This is a genomic window from Lactiplantibacillus paraplantarum, from assembly GCF_003641145.1.
Taxonomy (GTDB): Bacteria; Bacillota; Bacilli; order Lactobacillales; family Lactobacillaceae; genus Lactiplantibacillus; species Lactiplantibacillus paraplantarum.
The window spans coordinates 2773129-2790683 of record NZ_CP032744.1; the positions used below are offsets into that span (position 1 = coordinate 2773129).

At 39.2% G+C, this 17555-nt stretch carries 21 protein-coding genes and 3 pseudogenes; 3 read left to right on the forward strand and 21 right to left on the reverse strand.

The window, feature by feature from the left end:
- Positions 1-64 precede the first annotated feature (64 nt).
- Positions 65-277: pseudogene (locus tag LP667_RS13610) on the reverse strand (2,3-bisphosphoglycerate-dependent phosphoglycerate mutase); the annotation flags it as partial.
- A 246-nt stretch (positions 278-523) separates the two neighbouring features.
- Between LP667_RS13610 and LP667_RS13615 the strand changes: the two are divergent.
- The 3 genes and pseudogenes from LP667_RS13615 to LP667_RS13625 all read left to right on the forward strand — a co-directional run.
- Positions 524-658, forward strand: a pseudogene (locus tag LP667_RS13615) (helix-turn-helix domain-containing protein); the annotation flags it as partial.
- Positions 659-719: 61 nt separating this feature from the next.
- A protein-coding gene (locus LP667_RS13620) for an IS5 family transposase (RefSeq protein WP_103152732.1) occupies positions 720-1507 on the forward strand; the annotation gives its coding sequence in 2 pieces (ribosomal slippage) (positions 720-987 and positions 987-1507; 789 coding nt in all).
- Positions 1508-1515: 8 nt separating this feature from the next.
- Positions 1516-2307: pseudogene (locus LP667_RS13625) on the forward strand (IS30 family transposase); the annotation flags it as partial.
- 70 nt (positions 2308-2377) lie between these two features.
- Here LP667_RS13625 and LP667_RS13630 read toward each other — a convergent pair.
- From LP667_RS13630 to LP667_RS13725, 20 genes are all read right to left on the reverse strand, one after another.
- Positions 2378-3298, reverse strand: coding sequence for an IS30 family transposase (locus tag LP667_RS13630; RefSeq protein WP_016511843.1), 921 nt, complete (start codon positions 3296-3298; stop codon positions 2378-2380).
- A gap of 103 nt (positions 3299-3401) precedes the next feature.
- Positions 3402-4019: a cation efflux transmembrane domain-containing protein gene (locus LP667_RS13635; RefSeq protein WP_056988860.1), complete on the reverse strand. Its 618-nt coding sequence runs from the start codon at positions 4017-4019 to the stop codon at positions 3402-3404.
- Complete coding sequence (locus LP667_RS13640) at positions 4009-4335, reverse strand: ArsR/SmtB family transcription factor (RefSeq protein ID WP_025086031.1); 327 nt, start codon at positions 4333-4335, stop codon at positions 4009-4011. The genes LP667_RS13635 and LP667_RS13640 overlap by 11 nt, the downstream gene beginning before the upstream one ends.
- A 70-nt stretch (positions 4336-4405) precedes the next feature.
- Positions 4406-5335: an IS30 family transposase gene (locus LP667_RS13645; RefSeq protein ID WP_114648719.1), complete on the reverse strand. Its 930-nt coding sequence runs from the start codon at positions 5333-5335 to the stop codon at positions 4406-4408.
- 187 nt (positions 5336-5522) lie between these two features.
- Positions 5523-6653 carry a tyrosine-type recombinase/integrase gene (locus LP667_RS13655; protein ID WP_056988559.1) on the reverse strand — a complete coding sequence of 377 codons (1131 nt, stop codon included), beginning with the start codon at positions 6651-6653 and terminating at the stop codon, positions 5523-5525.
- Positions 6646-7272, reverse strand: a complete 627-nt coding sequence (locus LP667_RS13660) for a DUF1643 domain-containing protein (RefSeq protein ID WP_056988560.1) — start codon at positions 7270-7272, stop codon at positions 6646-6648. Before LP667_RS13660 ends, LP667_RS13655 begins: the two co-directional genes overlap by 8 nt.
- A 142-nt stretch (positions 7273-7414) precedes the next feature.
- Entirely contained in the window at positions 7415-7777 is a 363-nt protein-coding gene (locus LP667_RS13665; RefSeq protein WP_056988561.1) for a hypothetical protein, read from the reverse strand.
- A 74-nt stretch (positions 7778-7851) separates the two neighbouring features.
- Positions 7852-8652 (reverse strand): zinc-ribbon domain-containing protein, encoded by an 801-nt coding sequence (locus tag LP667_RS13670; protein WP_121018933.1) that lies wholly within the window; start codon positions 8650-8652, stop codon positions 7852-7854.
- A gap of 15 nt (positions 8653-8667) precedes the next feature.
- The gene (locus tag LP667_RS13675; RefSeq protein WP_056988562.1) at positions 8668-8931 is read right to left on the reverse strand and encodes a Mor transcription activator family protein; all 264 of its coding nucleotides are present in this window, start codon (positions 8929-8931) and stop codon (positions 8668-8670) included.
- A gap of 79 nt (positions 8932-9010) precedes the next feature.
- Complete coding sequence (locus LP667_RS13680) at positions 9011-9409, reverse strand: hypothetical protein (RefSeq protein WP_056988563.1); 399 nt, start codon at positions 9407-9409, stop codon at positions 9011-9013.
- A 35-nt stretch (positions 9410-9444) separates the two neighbouring features.
- Positions 9445-9702 (reverse strand): Mor transcription activator family protein, encoded by a 258-nt coding sequence (locus tag LP667_RS13685; RefSeq protein WP_027821705.1) that lies wholly within the window; start codon positions 9700-9702, stop codon positions 9445-9447.
- 25 nt (positions 9703-9727) lie between these two features.
- Entirely contained in the window at positions 9728-10105 is a 378-nt protein-coding gene (locus LP667_RS13690; RefSeq protein WP_056988564.1) for a hypothetical protein, read from the reverse strand.
- Positions 10106-10262: 157 nt separating this feature from the next.
- Positions 10263-10523: a Mor transcription activator family protein gene (locus LP667_RS13695; RefSeq protein WP_056988565.1), complete on the reverse strand. Its 261-nt coding sequence runs from the start codon at positions 10521-10523 to the stop codon at positions 10263-10265.
- Between the two features lie 4 nt (positions 10524-10527).
- Positions 10528-10812, reverse strand: a complete 285-nt coding sequence (locus LP667_RS16805) for a hypothetical protein (RefSeq protein WP_056988566.1) — start codon at positions 10810-10812, stop codon at positions 10528-10530.
- A 269-nt stretch (positions 10813-11081) separates the two neighbouring features.
- A complete protein-coding gene (locus LP667_RS13700) occupies positions 11082-12185 on the reverse strand; it encodes a tyrosine-type recombinase/integrase (protein WP_056988567.1) in 1104 nt (367 codons plus the stop codon).
- Complete coding sequence (locus LP667_RS13705; RefSeq protein ID WP_056988568.1) at positions 12185-12502, reverse strand: helix-turn-helix transcriptional regulator; 318 nt, start codon at positions 12500-12502, stop codon at positions 12185-12187. The genes LP667_RS13700 and LP667_RS13705 overlap by 1 nt, the downstream gene beginning before the upstream one ends.
- The gene (locus tag LP667_RS13710; RefSeq protein WP_056988569.1) at positions 12502-14112 is read right to left on the reverse strand and encodes a DNA primase family protein; all 1611 of its coding nucleotides are present in this window, start codon (positions 14110-14112) and stop codon (positions 12502-12504) included. The genes LP667_RS13705 and LP667_RS13710 overlap by 1 nt, the downstream gene beginning before the upstream one ends.
- Positions 14112-14606: a hypothetical protein gene (locus tag LP667_RS13715; protein WP_056988570.1), complete on the reverse strand. Its 495-nt coding sequence runs from the start codon at positions 14604-14606 to the stop codon at positions 14112-14114. The genes LP667_RS13710 and LP667_RS13715 overlap by 1 nt, the downstream gene beginning before the upstream one ends.
- Positions 14593-15930, reverse strand: a complete 1338-nt coding sequence (locus LP667_RS13720) for a DNA polymerase (RefSeq protein WP_056988571.1) — start codon at positions 15928-15930, stop codon at positions 14593-14595. The genes LP667_RS13715 and LP667_RS13720 overlap by 14 nt, the downstream gene beginning before the upstream one ends.
- Positions 15931-16296: 366 nt before the next feature.
- Positions 16297-17496 carry a hypothetical protein gene (locus LP667_RS13725; protein WP_156648183.1) on the reverse strand — a complete coding sequence of 400 codons (1200 nt, stop codon included), beginning with the start codon at positions 17494-17496 and terminating at the stop codon, positions 16297-16299.
- Positions 17497-17555 lie beyond the last annotated feature (59 nt).

The window sequence follows — 17555 nt, forward strand, 5'->3', positions numbered from 1 at the left end:
CGCCCAAAAAAGCACTCCCCTGAGACAGCGGAGTGCTCCAAAAAACTAGTAAATAACTATTAAATTATTTGCCTAACTTTTCCTTACCAAGAACCTTTAACTTTTCATCAAAGTCATAGACAACTGGTTCACCAGTAGCCATTTCAAGGTCCATGATATCATCATCACTGATTTGTTCGATGTACTTGCTTAAGGCACGTAATGAGTTACCGTGGGCAGCAATGATTACATTCTTGCCGTCTAATAACTTAGGTGCGATTTGGTCTTCCCAGAAAGGCGAGGCGGACACCGCCTGCAAGTATTGGTACGTCAACACTTCTAAGTGTTTTCTGAAAACACCGTAGTGTCCACTTTACGTCAACTTCATCTGCCGAAATCTTATGTTAACGGCGTTTCTAGTTAATATTTAGATTTTTAAATATGGTAGATTGTAAAATTTAAGTTGAACATATTAGTGGACAGAAAAACCCATAAAGGTCTTTAATGGTGTCACCACAACATTCCACTAGAAAGAAGGACCTTTATGGGCACCACTATTTTATCATTTGAAGACCGCGTTGTCATCGAAACACTTCATCATGAAAAGCACTCACTTCAATATATTGCTGATTATTTAGGCTTTAGTAAAACCACTATCTTTAATGAGGTTCATCGCTTAGAACCTGTCTAGTATCTGCTGAATCTGGTAGAATTGTGGAAAACCGACTGAGGAGTTTGTCATGCCAGATTATCCAAGCAATATTTCTCGAGCGCAATTTGCGTTAATACAACCTGATTTAGAAAACTTCCGCAAGCATACAAGACCGCGTCGTTATGATCTTTATGACGTATTCAATGCCATCCTTTACTCGCTTACTACAGGGTGTCAATGGCGTGAATTACCGCACGATTTCCCGGAATGGCACACTGTCTACCGCTATTACGATATGTGGCGAGATAAACCAGACCCGACAGCTGATTCGCTATTAGAAAGGCTTTTAAAAAAACTGTTGCATCCTATCGCTTTGCACAGGGCCGATCGGCCCGAACGTCGTTTGTGATTGTTGATGCTCAAAGTGTTAAAACCACTGATTTAACGAAAAATAGTGGCTACGATGGCGGCAAAAAGATTTCAGGGATTAAGCGTCACATGGCGGTTGATATTAATGGTTTACCACAAGCCATTCTCGTGACACGAGCTAATGTATCAGATCGTTCAGGTGCATTGGCTATGTTTAGTTTGGCTAGCCAAAATTTAGAGCTGGTTCAGCATGTCATGGTTGATGGTGGCTACACTGGCAATGACTTTGCGGATCAGGTGAAGCTCATTTTGAATGCTAAAACGACGGTAGCTAAACGCAACGAGTTGCATACGTTCACGGTGTTACCGCAACGATGGATCATTGAACGTTCATGGAGTTGGCTAGACAAATGTCGGCGACTTTGGAAAAACTGTGAACGTGCCCTTAACAGCAGTCTTCAAATGGTTGTATTGGCCTTCCTGAAGATAGTTCTTAAAAGATACTAGACAGGTTCTTAGCTGGTGAGTATCACGCAGTTAAGGCTCAAACTGACCATGAAGTTAAACTTAGTCATCGTGGTCGTAAAACCATCTTAACGACTAACCTAAAGCGATTGATTGAAGAAAAAATCAAGATTCAAAAATGGTCAATTGAACAAGTGGCTCATGTAGTTAGAATTGCCTACAAAACCATCTATAACTGGATTAATCAGGGACTACTGGATATTAATGTGACTGATTTACCTGACCATGGTATTCGTCGCAAACGAGCTAAAGAAAACCGTGGTAGTTTTAGTCATAGACGTTCCATCGAAGATCGTCCAGCTGAAATTTCTGATCGTAATACTTCAGGTCACTTCGAAGCTGATACAGTTTTATCTGGAAAACGTAAAGGTCAAGCAGTAGCTACGTTTGTCGAGCGTAAGAGTCGGCTTACCATCGTTAAACGGCTTAATGGACGAGATAGTACTTCAATGACCAAGGCTATTTTAGAATTGGCTAACCAGTTAGGAGATAATCTCAAGACCCTTACTGTTGACCATGGGAAAGAATTCGCCAACTACAATTTGATTGAAGAACAGACCGGTGTTCAGCTGTACTTTGCGCACGCTTATTCGCCACATGAACGAGGCAGTAATGAAAATCGCAACCGAGTACTACGCCGCTTCATTCCCAAAGGTCAACCGATTGATGAGATTACCGATGATGAATTGATTCAAATTAACTGGTATTTGAATTCCCGACCACTCAAATGTTTAAATTGGCGAACACCGATTGAGATCTTTTTGCGTAATCTGCGTTACTAAATTTGTTCAAGTTATTTCTTGCAATCTGCCTCTTATTTAAAAATTAATTTGAATTTGGCAAATTACAAGTTTAATCCGAACAAGCCCGGAAACTTTCAATGGCAGTTTGTTGATGATGGATTTTTAATGGCCGTTGGTTAATAAGTTCAAGCGCTGCCAGGATTTCATCTGTCGTTACCTGGCCAAAGTTAGTCTTTTTCGGGAAGAACCAACGTAACCGTCGATTGAAATATTCATTGGAACCCCGTTCCCATGGTGAATATGGATGGCAAAAATAAACTTTAATTTGATAGTCTTGTTCTATGGATTGATAATCGGCAAACTCTTTACCATGATCAACAGTTATAGATTTCACTTGGGAACCAAAGGTTCCCATAAACTTTTCAAAGGCGCTATTTAAGGCCTTGGCAGTTCGGTTAGGGGCTTTTATGGCCCATAGAAGTCGCGTCTTACGTTCTACAAAAGTGACCAGGCATGCTCGTGACGCTTTCCGGCCAGAAAGCACTGTATCTACTTCCCAATGACCAAAAGCTAACCGCTGATTAACAATTGTTGGTCGTTGTTCAATCGAAGTCCCACTTGTAAATGTGCCACGGTGTTCATTAACTCGACACTGTCGGATATTTCGATTAGGTAGATCAGCTAATTCGAAAGGTAACCAGCCACGATTAAGCCAATTATAAATTGAAGCGGTACCCAAGTTAAAAGCAGTCGCGACCGCTTCTGGTGACCAGGTTAATCGCAAGTGATTGGTAATTAAAGTCACTAATGATGATGTTAGAATCGAATGGCGACCGCAAGCCCGTCTTTTGCGGTCAGCATCTTGTTGGGCCAATTCAGGGTCATAAGGTTTAACCCGGTTCAATTCATAGTGAATGGTAGATTTGGCAACGCCTAAAGCGTCAGCCATATCTTGGTAAGTATGATGACCTTCACTGACTAGTTGTGCTAGCGCGCCACGTTGAAAACGTGATAAAGTAGAGATACCCAAAGTAATCGCTCCTTATAGTTGGTTGGAATTAGCTACTACCATTGTAAGAGATTGCTTTGGGCTTTTTTTAATTTTTGTTCGGATTAATTATAGAATTTACCATTTAATATTTATTTAAACCATTTTTTAATGATTCCAGACCCTCACTTGCAATAAAATAAACTAGCACTAAAGCAGCAATTGAATCGACCCACCATAAACCAAAGAGAGCAGTTAGAATGGCGCCCAAAAGAACGGTTCCTGCCATGTAGGCGCAAGTAATATTGCACATACCATCCTCAACTAGAGCATCGGAATTAATATTTTTACCTAAAGAACGTTTCTTAAAAGTGAAGAAAGGCATTAGTAGAACTGAAGCAATTGCGATTGAGATACCTGAAATACTGGTATCAGCCGTTTGATGGGTGACCAAATTGAAAATTGATACGGTGATGACGTAAATTGATAGCAGTAATAATACACTACCGACGATCAAAGAAGATTTCTTTTCAGCATTTTCAATTTGTTTGACAGGAGCCTTATTGAATTCTTTTTTTAAACGCCAAATTAGAGTACTTCCAGAAATAATTTCTAAAAAGCTGTCCAAACCGAAAGCAATTAATAGAATTGATCTAGCTTTTATTCCTGAATAGAAACCAACAATAAATTCAAAGGTCATCCAAATTGTTGAAAGATATTCTGTTTGGAGACTCTTTTTAACATAGTCTATTTTATTCTCCATGTTTTTTACCTCGCATAACGTGATCAGCATGTTCCAGAGTTTCATTGATAACATCTAAAATATGAGGATCATCTAATTGATAATAGTTGGCTTTTCCTACTCGATGGGAGCTTACTAGTTGATAATTTTTGAGAAGTGCCAATTGGTGAGAGATGACTGACTGTTCGACTCCTAATAGTTCGACAAGTTCACTGACATTCATTTCTTTTTGCTCTAAAACGTTGAGCATCTGAATTCGAGTTGGATTGCTGAGTAATTTCAGAATTTTTTGTGACTCATTTAAGAGATCAGGAGCAATGATTTTTATTTGTGACATATTCTTTCCTTTACACATGTTATTTTTAACATATTCAAATCATAACATGTGTAAATGGTAGATTGCAAATTTAATCCGAATTTTTTGACAAATTGGTCAGCATGACCTGATAAGGTGTTTGCCAGTCAAGTATTTTAAGTGGTCTCTGATTAATTTCGAGTAAGGTGGTTTTCAAGCCTTGAGCACTAATGTGCTCAAAATAAGTCCCCTTAGGATAAAAATAGCGTAAGTTCCGATTAAATCGTTCATTACTGCCGCGCTCAGCTGGCGTATAAGCATGGCAGTAATAGGTCTTAATACCGTATTGTGCTTCAAGTGATACTAGACCGCTAAACTCAGTGCCACGGTCCACCGTAAAACTATGCACCGGGCCATTAAAAGTTGCTAGAAACTTAGTTAGGGCTTCATTAACAGTTACTGCTGTCCGGTTTTTTAATCGGTAGGCCCAAAGGAAACGTGATTTGCGATCGATTAAGGTTAATAAAACTGCCTTACTATGCCCACGAGGACCAACGACTGTATCTAGTTCAAAATCGCCGATGCGATTACGTTGATTAATCATCATGGGACGCTGTTCAATTGACCGTCCTAATGATTGATTATATTTAGAACGTTGGTCAAGGTTACGCCGTTGGCGCACGCCATGTTCAGGCAAATCATTTAAAGAAAACTCAATTTTCCCTTGATTTAACCAATTATAAATTGATTTAGTCGCTAGTTTAAATTCGTGAGCTATCATTTCTGGTGACCAACTTAGCCGTAAATGGTTTAAAATTATTTGCCTTAATTTGTCATTCAATTTAGTCTTTCGGCCACATCGTGACCGCTTGTATTCGGCATCTGTTTGGGCCACTTCGGCCTGGTAAGGTTCACATCGAGCTAATTCATAAGAAATTGTGGCAGGTGATCGTTTTAGGCGATTGCTCATTTGGATATTGGACAGGCCTAGTTCACAAAAGGTTTCGATTTTAATTCGTTCAGAATAGGTTATACTAGACAAAAGATCAGCTCCTAAAAGATGTGTTTGTGGTAAACACCATTTTAAGGGAAGCTGATTTTTTTTGTCCGAACAGCGTCGGATTAATTTTACAATCTACCATATACCATAAATTACATTTTACTATATTGTCAGCGTTTCGTCGGCAAAAAAAGATAGGTCAGCGACCATTGCTGGCCTATCTTCTCAATCACCCTTCAATCACCTTCAATACTTTTCCAGCTTCAACTTCCACCTGCTCTGGCAACAAGCCAATATAATACTTTTCAGTAATCATCACGCTTGCATGCCCTAGATACCTTGAAACGTACACCATTGAAATATTTTCATTCGCCACCATCAAACTTGCTAGAGTGTGCCTAAACGTATGCGTACTAAACTTGGGTTCCATGCCTAGTCTGATTTGAATTTGATGATACGCAGCGTTGATGCTACTAGCCCTTGGTAGACGACCACGTTTATTCATGAGCATGAACTGATCCGGATTAGCAACACCCTCCCTAAACAAATAACGCCGCTGATAACTCATCCACTGTTCCAAGATGTGCACCACTTGCTTTGGTAAAGGAATAGTCCTCCTAGCATGTTTGGTCTTCGGTTCTTTTAAAATATTATGCTTACTGTCCCACGATTCATCTACGGTGATGGTATTATGCAAACAATCGATGTCTTCATATTTTAGTGCCAAGCATTCCCCAACCCGTAAACCCGATTGTGAAATGATCAGCAAAGCCAACCGGTCAACATCATTAATTCTGTAATGATAGCTTAGCAGAAAGTTCCGGACCCTTTTAAAGTCATGAATCGACATAAATTTCTGATCATCACCTTTCGTGCGGCTAGGGTCCGCCACAATCCTTAAAGTGCCCGCTGCTGGATTATGGGTCAGCACACCGTCACTAACCGCATCACGCAAGCAGCTTCGTAGTTGCATGAGATCCTTCCGAATACTTTCATGGCTTAAGTTCAAACCATTTAAGTACTTCTGAATTCGATTACGAGTCAAATCCTCCAGCCGAACATCGCCTAAGCCTTGTGAAAAATGTTGATAACTGGTCCAGTAAGTGTGCATGGTATTGGCTGAAACAACTGGTTTCTTATACAATTGTACCCACTGCCAATAGTAATCAATAAAGAGCCAACGTGATTTTTCAAAGTCAGTTCCACGGTCAGCCATAATTTCCATTTGGTGAATCCAGATTCTGGCTTCAGTCATATCATTAAAGGTCTTAGTCTTTCTTTTACGCGTAGAACCAGATCCGACACTGACCTCTGCTTTATATTTGCGTCCTTTAAGTGGATTTCGATAAACCCTACTCATTCTTAACCACCCTCATCTTTTCTTCATTAGCAACCACTTTCAATTCAGTATTTACAGGTGACTTCTCTGGCTTAGTTGTATTCTCATCAATAGTAGTCACCGGACCGAACTCCCACGGCGCATCTCTCAACGCCAATGGATGAACCTTCTTACCACCGTCATTCAGTAGCCAAAATAGTTTTCTCTGTTGCTTTTCGGCTTTACATTGATCGATATAATCAGCGAGCCGGACTGTTGCTACTTCATACTTTGTGGATAACGACCCAGTAGCAAGGATCACTTTATCCACATGTTTAGTCGCAGCCATTAATTCTTCAATCCCATCCGGTGCCGAAGCTTCGTCTAAACGCTTATTGCATGGCCACTTAACTTGCGCATTAAATAGGTTTGCAATCACAACACCACCAAAAGTTCCACAATCCACAATCGCATTTCGAATCAAGATACCAGTCAAACTATCCTTCATTACAGAACCGGTCACTGGGTAATTAGCTAATACCATAACTAGTGGTTCATCCTTGTTCCAGACCCACTTCTTCCAGTAGGTGAACTCACCCTTGATCTTTTGTTCCACAGTAACGTTTATTTTCTCCATATGCTTACGGTTCACTTCGGCCATTATTTAATCCCTCCAACTTCATCTAATAACTTAGTGACTGCAACGACTGTTACTTCCAAAGCAACTTTTATCCACATGTTCATTACTTTTCCTCCGATTTTTTTGCACAAAAAATACCAAACAGCTTGTAAACTGTTTGGTATTACATTTGAATATTATTATTTAAGCTATTTCCAACTACCAGTTTCTCCTTCAAATTGCTCAGCTTAGTATTGAGACTCTTTGCACCATTAGTAACTTTTGTCACAGCAGTCACTGTTGTCACAGCTTTTTGAACCTCACCATCTTTAAGCTCAGATTGTGTATCTAAATAAGCCTGGGTCTGGTCACGATAAGCCTTAGCCTTGCTGTCCTTTGGCTTTTGCGTCAATGCATTATCAAAATAAGTTAGTGCCTTATCAAACCTATTTTCAGCAACTGCATTAAGCCCTTTGCTGATAAAGCTATTGTATCCTGAATTCTTATTATCAGCTGACTGTTGGTTACCACATGGCTGCCAGCCCAATCATCATTAATCCAAATAAACTGATAACTCCTACCCTTTTCAAGATTTTCTTCATATTAAGCTTCCCCTTATAGTTAATCATCTGAAGTCAAAGTTAGATCGATTGTCTCACCATCACCTGCAGCCCAAATCCAGTAATCACCTTGCGTATCACCTGATCGTACATCAAAAGTATACTTGCCAGGAAAGAATCCACTGCTTAGCTGTTGCTTAGACACACGTTGATTATCGGCATCCTTCAACTTAATTGTTACCGGACCACCACTACCGGTATAGTCTAAAACTCGGACAGGCGTCCGTCTAGTTGTTAAGTAATAACTGGTAAACATTCCCATTACTTTTTTGCTTTCAACACTGAAATCATACTTAACTTTAGTTCCAGCAACCCGTTGACCATCAACGATAATCCGTCCCGTCTCACCTAACGAATCCCGAGAATGGTTATGAATATCTTTGACAACACTTTTGGCACCGATATCACTAAACTTCAGGTTTTGGTCATCCTTGGAGAATTGCTTCAAGAACAACTTTCCATCCTGGTTCTGTACGGCCTTCGTGATGTTACTTGCAAGTTGGTCGCGTGAGACAACTACTCGCTTTTTCATGAATAAAAATCCGGCCAACACAACCAAAACCAGTAATGCAGCTATGACAATCGTATTATTTCGCGATTTATCCTGTGAACGAGCAGGAACACGCGGCGTTGCTTGCTCTTCTGAATGGACCTTTTCTTCAGTATCAGTTTGGTGATTGACGACTTTCTCCACCTTATGATCAGTTTCACCCTCGTTGTCCGCATTTACCGCATGTCCACAACTAGGACAAAATTTAACCCCCGCTTTCAATTCGTATCCACAATTTGTACAATGTTTCATTTTCTCCCACAACTCCTAAACTTCTTTTGACCCCCGCCAGACCTTTTCAATCCACTGGTCAGAAAAATGATATTGTTGCGCCAACTGATGAATATTGTGACCATCACATTCTCGTTGAACAAGCTCTTTAACCAACTTAACTCCATATAAACGTTTTGGCGCCCACATTTGGCCGCCCCGATATTGATGATAAATCAACAACATCTTTTCAGTACCAATCAATTTATCAAGCTCTTGATAAACAGGATTAAGTACTGACACATCAACATTTTCTTTCAATGGCACACACACCTCAACATCTAATGATGACATCAGAAAAAGTGGTCACTGCTGAAATAGTAATCACCACTTATCCCATCTATTCAAAATCGTGTTGTCCAGTATCACTCTCTACCTGGGCCTTGTTATCAATATGATAACCATTAGCTAGCAATTGATTCTTGAACCAAGTATCAAACATGAAACCATACCAAATAGCGCCTGCGAGATTGATGACCCACGCCAACCCTCTGCCAAGAGTAAGTTCTGCAATAAAGTTGATTAAAATCAGTGCAACAAAAGGAACTGCTGCCTTTTTGAGAAAATCTTTGGTCTTATATTTTTGACTAAACAACGCATAAAAGAACGTGAAAATAAAACCTAGCCAATTAAATGACCCCTTTACTTGTTTAGTGACTGTTCGGCCATCCACTTCTTTCACCAATGTCATATTTTGCTTTACCCGATTATTAAAATCAAACCAATCTGAAAAATCCATGTTTACATTCCTCCAAAATATTTTTTCAAAATCATCTACTGCTTTTCTTTTAAGACCTTCACCACCCAGCGCTGAGAATAACCATACTTATTCGCTAATTCATAGGTGTTTTGACCGTTATACTGCTGCAACACATGGTCAGCGGCTAAATGTCGGTCATACAAGTGAATTGGAATCGTAACCTGCATACCTCGATATTGTTCAAAGACTTTTAACATACCCTCAACGCCAATTAGCTCGCTGATGCCACGATAAAACGAATGCAGTGCTTCCACGTCTACATTTTCATTCATGAATAACCTCCCTTGTTCTACCCAGTTACTCAAATTCTAATGGTGCATGCTTATGATCTTCTTGATATCCATTCTTGATCAGTTGATTATAATACCAAGTATTGAACATTAGCCCAATATAAATGGCTTCAACCAAATTCCATAACCAATCTGAATTATCAAAAAGATACGATAGCCCACAGTTGATCAAAATCAATATAAAAACGTTGACAAACACCTTGGTAACAAATCCTTTAGTCTTATACTTCTTACTGAACATTGCATAAAACACTGTAAAGAAGAACGCCCACCAACAGAAACCACCAAGGACTGTTTTCTCAATCGCCTTGCCATTAACTTGTTTTGACATGATTTTGGTGCCAATAATACGTTTATTAACGGCAAATAAATCTGATAAATCCACTCCAAACTCGCCCCCTATGACATTGCTACCAATTATAATTAATTCGTTAACATTGCCACAGTCACACTTATCATGACAAAGTACATGTCATTCCTACTTATACTTAACACCAGAGATCTCGTTTGCACTGAACTTAATAGCAAATGTACACTTTTCCTCAATGTTCCATATTTCGTAGTATGGCGCGGGTCCATCTCTCTGAATAACCATATAGTCGGGTTAATTCGGCCTGATTTGTACCATCATATCGTTTAACAATTTGCTGCTTTGCGGCCTCACGATTATATAAATGCAATGGTAAAATTACTTGTACACCTCGATAATACTCAAAAATTTTTACCATGTTCTTGCTGCCTACCAACTCATCCAATTGCCGATAGATTGGCTGAAGCGCTTCAATATCCATTGGTTCTACCATTCCACTACCCCCTATTACCGCTAGAAGAATCATTGAGACAAAATGTCCCAAGCCCATAAAGACTTTTTTGCTTCAAATCAACTACTGCATAGCCTGACCAATCTTCAAAAATAAACATGTGCACGATAACCCACTCAGGTAACGTTTCTGGCTCAATGCCTGGGTACTCAATTTCATCCTTGGATAGTCGGATACTCTCAATCCCGACTTGATCAGGTGTCACTGGTTCGCCAAGATTGTCGCTAAACAACTCACAAATCCGACCCAGAATTTCATCAAAAGACACCATTGCTTTGACACCCTTCCTTCCGCTTTTGTACATCATCACCAATTACTATCCGAATACAAAACATTATCATCACCTCACGAATACATAAAAATAGAGATAGCGTTCGGCAACAATTGCCATTACACTATCTCCTCAAGATAATAATATATATTTATAAATCCGGTTAAATCGACTGCATAAATCTACAGAAACAGTATTTACACCCCCATGCCCCCCTAATCCCCCTAAAACAGCAAAAAAGGCACGCCCTCAATGGACGTGCCTACTATTTATAAAGCGATTGTATTTAAAGCAACCGCATCTTCTTTTTGATGTTTGCCAGGAAGCACCCGTAAATAATACCGCTGTGTTATAGCCGGGTTACTATGACCCAGCAACCGAGAAACATAAGTTACGTCAAGTTCAGGTTGTGCTATCAAAAGAGATGCAACCGTGTGGCGTAACGCATGCGGGCTGTGAATAGCCTTTATACCTAGGTGTCTCTGTAATGTATGAAATGCCGAATTAATACTACTAGCCTTAGGCAGACGTTCCTCTTCGTTGGCAAAGACGAAATCGGATTCACATTGCGCATCGTCGTGCCATGAAACGAGCAATCGCAAAACGTCATCGACTAGTGGGATGGTCCGAACAGCACTAACAGTTTTAGTTGTCTTAATCTTTCGTGCTGCCGAATCATAACTTCGTTGAATTTTAATTCGATGCTGGTCAAAATCGATGTCAAACCATTTTAGTCCAATTGCCTCGCCAACTCGAACACCAGTGGCACTAATAACAGCTAAAATTAGGTAATTAGCATCCTTCAATCCATACGATCGGTTGAATAAATGACGTCGAACTTTCAAGAAGTCGTTAATTGATAGGTATTTATCTCTGTCTGTCCGGGAATGCTTTTCGTTACCTGTAATCACAACTCCGTGCATCAAGTTTCGCTGGATCAATCCATCGTACTGAGCATTTGCTAAGCACGCTTTTACTTGGATAGCATGCTTACGACACGTTTCCTTCGAGTACAACTGTCCAAGTTGATTAAACACACTTTGTAACAAGGTCCTATTGAGCTGTACCAGTTTCACAGTTGAAATCAAGGCCTTCATATGCTGATATGTTAACTTATACGTAATCTTAGTGGCCGCTGAAACTATTGGTGCCTTAAAAAGCTTGTACCAAGTCTTAAAATAGTCAACAAAATAACAATTTCGAATCATACGCATATTACCACTACGGTTAGCTTGCTCTTGGTCTAGTAGCCAAGTCTGAGCTAAACGCCTGCTGGTAATAGTCTTAGTATGTCGGATTCTAGATGGTCCACTTCCAGATGTGTATTGAGCACGATACCGGCCATCTAAAAGTTTTTTTATTGTTCCTGCCATTACTCATCACTCCAATCGTCGCTTGGAATTTCTTTATACCAATGAACGGCCTTGTCCTTAAGGTAGGCAAATACGTCTCCTTGTCTAAGCCGTACTTGATGTGAGTTTCCTACTAATATCCGGGGAAACCCCGGGTCTAATAGCCATAGATCAATCGTTTCACGTGCAACCCCTAATAATTTTGCTGTCGCCGGAATCGACATTAATCTATTATATTTAGCAGAATCCATACCAAATACTCGGCAAAGCTCAAGGTATCGATCAATATAAGGCTGTAATTGGCTTAATTCGTTTTGAACGTCTTCAGATATTGCCATTAGGCATCCTCCCGAACTTTATACCCACTTAAACCTTTAACGTGTCCATGAGTATTAACAATCGGGGCTGGTTGTCCCCACAACGACTGAAAGGACTCACTTAACTTTTTAGGAAAGACATGCGAGTTTGTCGTTCCCATATCCGAAATTTCCTCACGTTTCAGCCAATTACCATACTGTTCGCGTAGATATTTAATGGTTAGCGTACTACCAGGTGCTTCTACCAAACAAGCCTTTACAAATCGTTCCACCGGTCGACTATATAGCATGTAGTGCTCCTTAGCCTCACGCATCGAATCTGAAATTGTGAAATTAAAATTATTCTCTCGCAGTTCACTAAGCCCATTCAAAGCCCAGTTAAGAACACCTGGAAGTTCATCAGTCAGCTTATTTTCTAAATCTACATCGATCTTATCTAGCGGGATCTGAACTTGAAATGGTAAAATGTTTAACCGTCGTGAAAATCCATCCGAAGTATCCGTAGTCACTGGCATATTATTAGTCATAAAGATAAATTTAATTTTCAAGATGGTCGTATATTGAGCCTGATTTTTAGCATTGATTGTCACCGCATCCCCGCTGCAAATTGCCTTAATCTCAGCTGTATCAAAACTGACCGCCTGCCCTTCACTGGAAAGGTTGGCACGCTTATTAACCAATGGGGCTAGACCAAAATCAGTTGCCAATGATTCAATTTTACTGCTCGAGATATTTAGTTTACCAAGCAACTTTTTTACTAAATTCAGGTAAACTGACTTACCATTACGACCATCACCCTTGATGACTAGAAACGCATTGGCTTTAAACGATGGTTCCAATAAATACCCAGTGTATTGCTGTAGGAAGGCTTGATCTTTGGGGTCTGGCAAGACATCGTCTAAAAATTGATTAAACAATGGACACGTTGCAGTTGGATCAAATTGAACGTCTGAGTGCATTCGCGTTAACTTCTGAGGGCTAACTGCTCCGCCATCTTGCAAAGTAACCAAGTCAATCAACCGGGTGCCAAACGCAGCGTAATCTACGTCAAATTTATCGCCATCAATTGGTTTTAAGGCACGACTCAATAGTGCGACTAAGTGCGTGTCCAATCCCTGCGACCAGCTATCCGGCACAATCGCGTTAGTAATAACGGTAATAATTTTCCCCAACACTTGATTTTTCTGGGCTTCTTCATAGACACACTTTGTCCAATTATATATGAGCAACGTATTGTCATTAGCAGTCTGCTTTAAATTAAGTGCCCGATTTAAAAACTTGGAAAGTCCCTCACGATTGACTTTTTCTTTGCCTTCATCAAAAATCACATCAGTATTCTCCCGTAATAATTGAACACCAAAACTAGTAACAGTTTGACGCAATGTCATATTGGGCGCATCCTTAACAGTCGCATGTTCGGTTTTCTGATAATTCACCCAGCATTGCCGGATGAACCCACTTAAGAACCCAAATTGTTGCCAGTATGCTTCAATGTTAATATTACTAACCGAAAAACGGGCAATTTTCAACTGATCCCCTAGCCGCTCTGAGCCTTTTAATTTTAATCTGGGGTTAATATAACTTGCCAAGTAAGACAAATTCTGGTTATCTAAGGATAACGTCTGTTTCATTAGTTATCACCGTCCTTATCGAATACACCCTTAAATAAGTCGTCGTCAGGTTCATCTGACCTTTTCTTCACATCTTCTAGCAAGCTTCCCTGACCGGAACCTTGACTTAACTTATCAGTCTGTTTTACTTTTAGTAAGCGTTGCCGGTAAGTTTCTGAGTCCCACTTCCAGTCATGCGTGTGCCAAAACTTACGCTCATTAATTGCATCGTGGGTTAGCCTTACAGAACAAGGCATATTGGACCAAATTTCACTTTCAAGCTTTAAATCGTCTTGAACATTTTGGATAGACGCCACCAATTTTTCGAAACGATCATCTCCATCAACGAAGAAGCGATCTCTGATTTGGTGTCCGTCAATTACAAATTCCGTATCCAGCCATTTCGGATGATCCGGATGATCCTGATCAAATTCAAAATTAATTTTGTTCAAAACAGCATTCGAATAAATGCCCTCTTTTAATGTTTGAAACCGTGATAAATCAATAATTGTCATAATAATTTCCTCCTAATTGTTGTGTTGATAACATGTTTTTTAGTGGTAATGTTAAATCCAACTTATTTGCCGCCATCATAATCGCTACAATGACACATCGGCGGGTTTCATCAACATCACCTTCGTTGCATAAGCATACAAGTTCATCGTGTATAACATTAACAACATTAACCTTATTGCTAAGCTCTACTAACGTTTGTTTCATTAATAGTGCTGTAGCTGATTGGACTGGCAAGTTTTGTTTGGTTGATGATGGCAGCCACTTCGTACCTATTCTTGGCTGAAATTTTGTAGGTTTAAGCCCATAGTATAGAACTCTTCCTTGCCGGAATCGCTGTAATAACGCAGTAACTTCAGGATAAAGTGACTGTAAAATACTCATTGGTTGGCTCCGAACTAGAAGCCCACTCTTAGCCACAATTTTATCTAATCGGCTAACACCGGCTCCATATAGCATGGCATAAATTAATGTCTTAGCCAGTTTACGCATGGCCGGACTAACATTGGACTGGTCGGTCTCAAACAGCTTCGAGGCAAAGTAGCTGTGCAGGTCAATCCCATTCTCAAATTGTTCAATTAGTAGTTTACAATTCGATGCCCCCGCAAGTAGTCTTAGTTCAATCTGATTAGTATCAAAGCTAACATACATTTTTGGAGAACTACGTCTGGATGGAGCAACGAAGTAATTTCTCATGGCCTTTGGTAACGCAGTCATCGCCATATCATGAGCAGTAAACCGCCCTGAATACGATGAGTAAGGATTCCAAGTTCCCGATAACTTTACTATTCCATTGTGATCCTGAAGACTAGCTAAACGATCTCGATACCGTTCTAACAAACTATCCTGATTACGTTTTTTTAGTAGTAACCTAATTACTGGATCATCATGCCGATGTTCCACTAACCAGCTCATACTAAGAGACGCAATGTCAATGCCTTTTAGCCTAGCATAGTTACGAATTTGAACGTTGTTTTCGACTGAGTAAATACCAATCCCTAGGTATTCTTGCAACTCAGATAGAACCATTTGCCGCGTATCTATCCATGGCTTTAAACCATTCTGTAACCAAGCGGCAAAATCTAAGTCTATAGACTTAAATTTTAGCGATCTAATTAATGGCGAAACTCGAAGTTGAACTTCCAATGCCATCCCCATCCCCATTGAATTTAGGTAAGTAGTCCAATCGAATTTACGCTGCTTGGTCATTATCCAACTTTCAGGTAGAAAGGATAGACGCTTCAATTCATCACAAGACACAAAGTCTTCATTCATGTCAATCAGCCCTTTCTTAGGTAACCAATATTTATAAAGATTATGCTTCATGGTATAGACTACAGATAGCCCGACACAAGCTCTATCTTATTCAATTGTAAAAGAACAATTGCAACCCCCAAAATCTGAATATAAATTCAGATCAACTCTTATGGCATTAGGTTGCACCAAATATTACAGTTAGTTATGTTGAATTTAGCATAAGCCCCATTCACCATCCTTTCCATTTGGCCCACGGCACACTCAATACTTTTAATACGTCAACTTATTAATATTACAACCCCTGCTTGAATTGCAAATGGCCTACTAACTTGCTGACGTTTTTTAATATAACTCACACTGGCGACTTTGCCATTCCCTAAAAAAAAGTAAAAAAAACGCGAATCACTCATAACAGTGATTCGCCACATGAAATTTTTATAACTTACTTGATTCATTACCAGAAGTATGACCATAAATGCCAAACATAATAGTACTTAAATCATCCTTATCGTAATCAAAGTCCTTCACTTTTTCTGTTTTTAGCACCATGTTCTCATACTTTTTCACTTTTTTTACTTCACTATCTAACGCATGTTTACGTTTTACCTCAGTGTCTTTAAGTACGCTATCTAACATTTCTGGCACCCCATCACTTTGCACTAGTTCATTTACTTCTAAGTAAATTTGATCTTGTACTCTCTTGTTAGCCTCAAAAAAGTAATCCATATCTTCTCTTAACTTTTCAAGAACCAAAATGGCCACTAAGGGATCAACTTCTATCAGTTTCTTAACTCGCTCAACTAATCTAACTTTAAAATCACATAATATACTACTTGCTAATTTTACTAGTGCAATATGATATGTGCTTTCAAACATTATTTGTGTTATCTCTGGTGACTTCATTTGCATCGGTAATAATCCAACTGTCTTACCATTAATTTTTTTTGATGTGTTTGTTAATTTATGAAGACACTTTATTAGTTCGTCTAACATGTTAGGATTTGTTATAATCTCTTTTTTAGTCTTATTCAAATACTTTTGGTAATCAGTACCTTGAATAGCAAACATGATTGCCAGATATGTTTGTTTATAAACATTCAATTGTGCTTCTTTGTTCATAGTCTTTTCATTTTTACTGTCTTTTACACCACTTCTAGAGAGATCATACATTTTCTTTGTGGTTAACCCAACAAAAGATTCTATTTCAGAGTCAAATTTTTTTATAAAATTAAAAAATTCAGCCTTATTTTTCACTTCACGATCTTGCATTTGCATTTCATTATACGTACTTAATGTTGAATAATATATTTTTTCACTAGCCTTCTTAAGAACTCCATCTTTAGAAATGCGCTTTTCCTTAATATCTATTTCTAAATATTCAGCAAATTGTTGCAAAATTTCGTTTACTTCAACATGTAATCTATTACCTATGCTTTTTTCTTTGATTTTTTTAACAAATGCTTGTTTTGTAACTACCGTCCAGCCTTTACTATTTTCCTGCATATCCATAAATATAGCGAGTACTTTTCTCAGTCTATCTGCATCTGTAGCACCAGCTTTACTCTCATCTGCAAAAATATGCTGTAACAAACTAAGTTTCTCTTTGATGTAATGCGCATTTTTTTCATCTATCATTAACAGGTTATCAAACATTTTCCCACCCTATCTGGTTTCTCAACAATGTAATTCTATCA

What these genes read in the sequence shown, in the direction of transcription:
- LP667_RS13685 (WP_027821705.1), bottom strand. Translation starts at nt 9,702, where the DNA reads ATGAATGAAAATGTAGACGTGGAAGCACTGCATTCGTTTTATCGTGGC.
- LP667_RS13705 (WP_056988568.1), bottom strand. Translation starts at nt 12,502, where the DNA reads ATGGCAATATCTGAAGACGTTCAAAACGAATTAAGCCAATTACAGCCT.
- LP667_RS13635 (WP_056988860.1), bottom strand. Translation starts at nt 4,019, where the DNA reads ATGGAGAATAAAATAGACTATGTTAAAAAGAGTCTCCAAACAGAATAT.
- LP667_RS13700 (WP_056988567.1), bottom strand. Translation starts at nt 12,185, where the DNA reads ATGGCAGGAACAATAAAAAAACTTTTAGATGGCCGGTATCGTGCTCAA.
- LP667_RS13695 (WP_056988565.1), bottom strand. Translation starts at nt 10,523, where the DNA reads ATGGTAGAACCAATGGATATTGAAGCGCTTCAGCCAATCTATCGGCAA.
- LP667_RS13680 (WP_056988563.1), bottom strand. Translation starts at nt 9,409, where the DNA reads ATGGATTTTTCAGATTGGTTTGATTTTAATAATCGGGTAAAGCAAAAT.
- LP667_RS13640 (WP_025086031.1), bottom strand. Translation starts at nt 4,335, where the DNA reads ATGTCACAAATAAAAATCATTGCTCCTGATCTCTTAAATGAGTCACAA.
- LP667_RS13660 (WP_056988560.1), bottom strand. Translation starts at nt 7,272, where the DNA reads ATGGCCGAAGTGAACCGTAAGCATATGGAGAAAATAAACGTTACTGTG.
- LP667_RS13655 (WP_056988559.1), bottom strand. Translation starts at nt 6,653, where the DNA reads ATGAGTAGGGTTTATCGAAATCCACTTAAAGGACGCAAATATAAAGCA.
- LP667_RS13720 (WP_056988571.1), bottom strand. Translation starts at nt 15,930, where the DNA reads ATGAAGCATAATCTTTATAAATATTGGTTACCTAAGAAAGGGCTGATT.
- LP667_RS13710 (WP_056988569.1), bottom strand. Translation starts at nt 14,112, where the DNA reads ATGAAACAGACGTTATCCTTAGATAACCAGAATTTGTCTTACTTGGCA.
- LP667_RS13725 (WP_156648183.1), bottom strand. Translation starts at nt 17,496, where the DNA reads ATGATAGATGAAAAAAATGCGCATTACATCAAAGAGAAACTTAGTTTG.
- LP667_RS16805 (WP_056988566.1), bottom strand. Translation starts at nt 10,812, where the DNA reads ATGGTGTCTTTTGATGAAATTCTGGGTCGGATTTGTGAGTTGTTTAGC.
- LP667_RS13670 (WP_121018933.1), bottom strand. Translation starts at nt 8,652, where the DNA reads ATGAAACATTGTACAAATTGTGGATACGAATTGAAAGCGGGGGTTAAA.
- LP667_RS13715 (WP_056988570.1), bottom strand. Translation starts at nt 14,606, where the DNA reads ATGACAATTATTGATTTATCACGGTTTCAAACATTAAAAGAGGGCATT.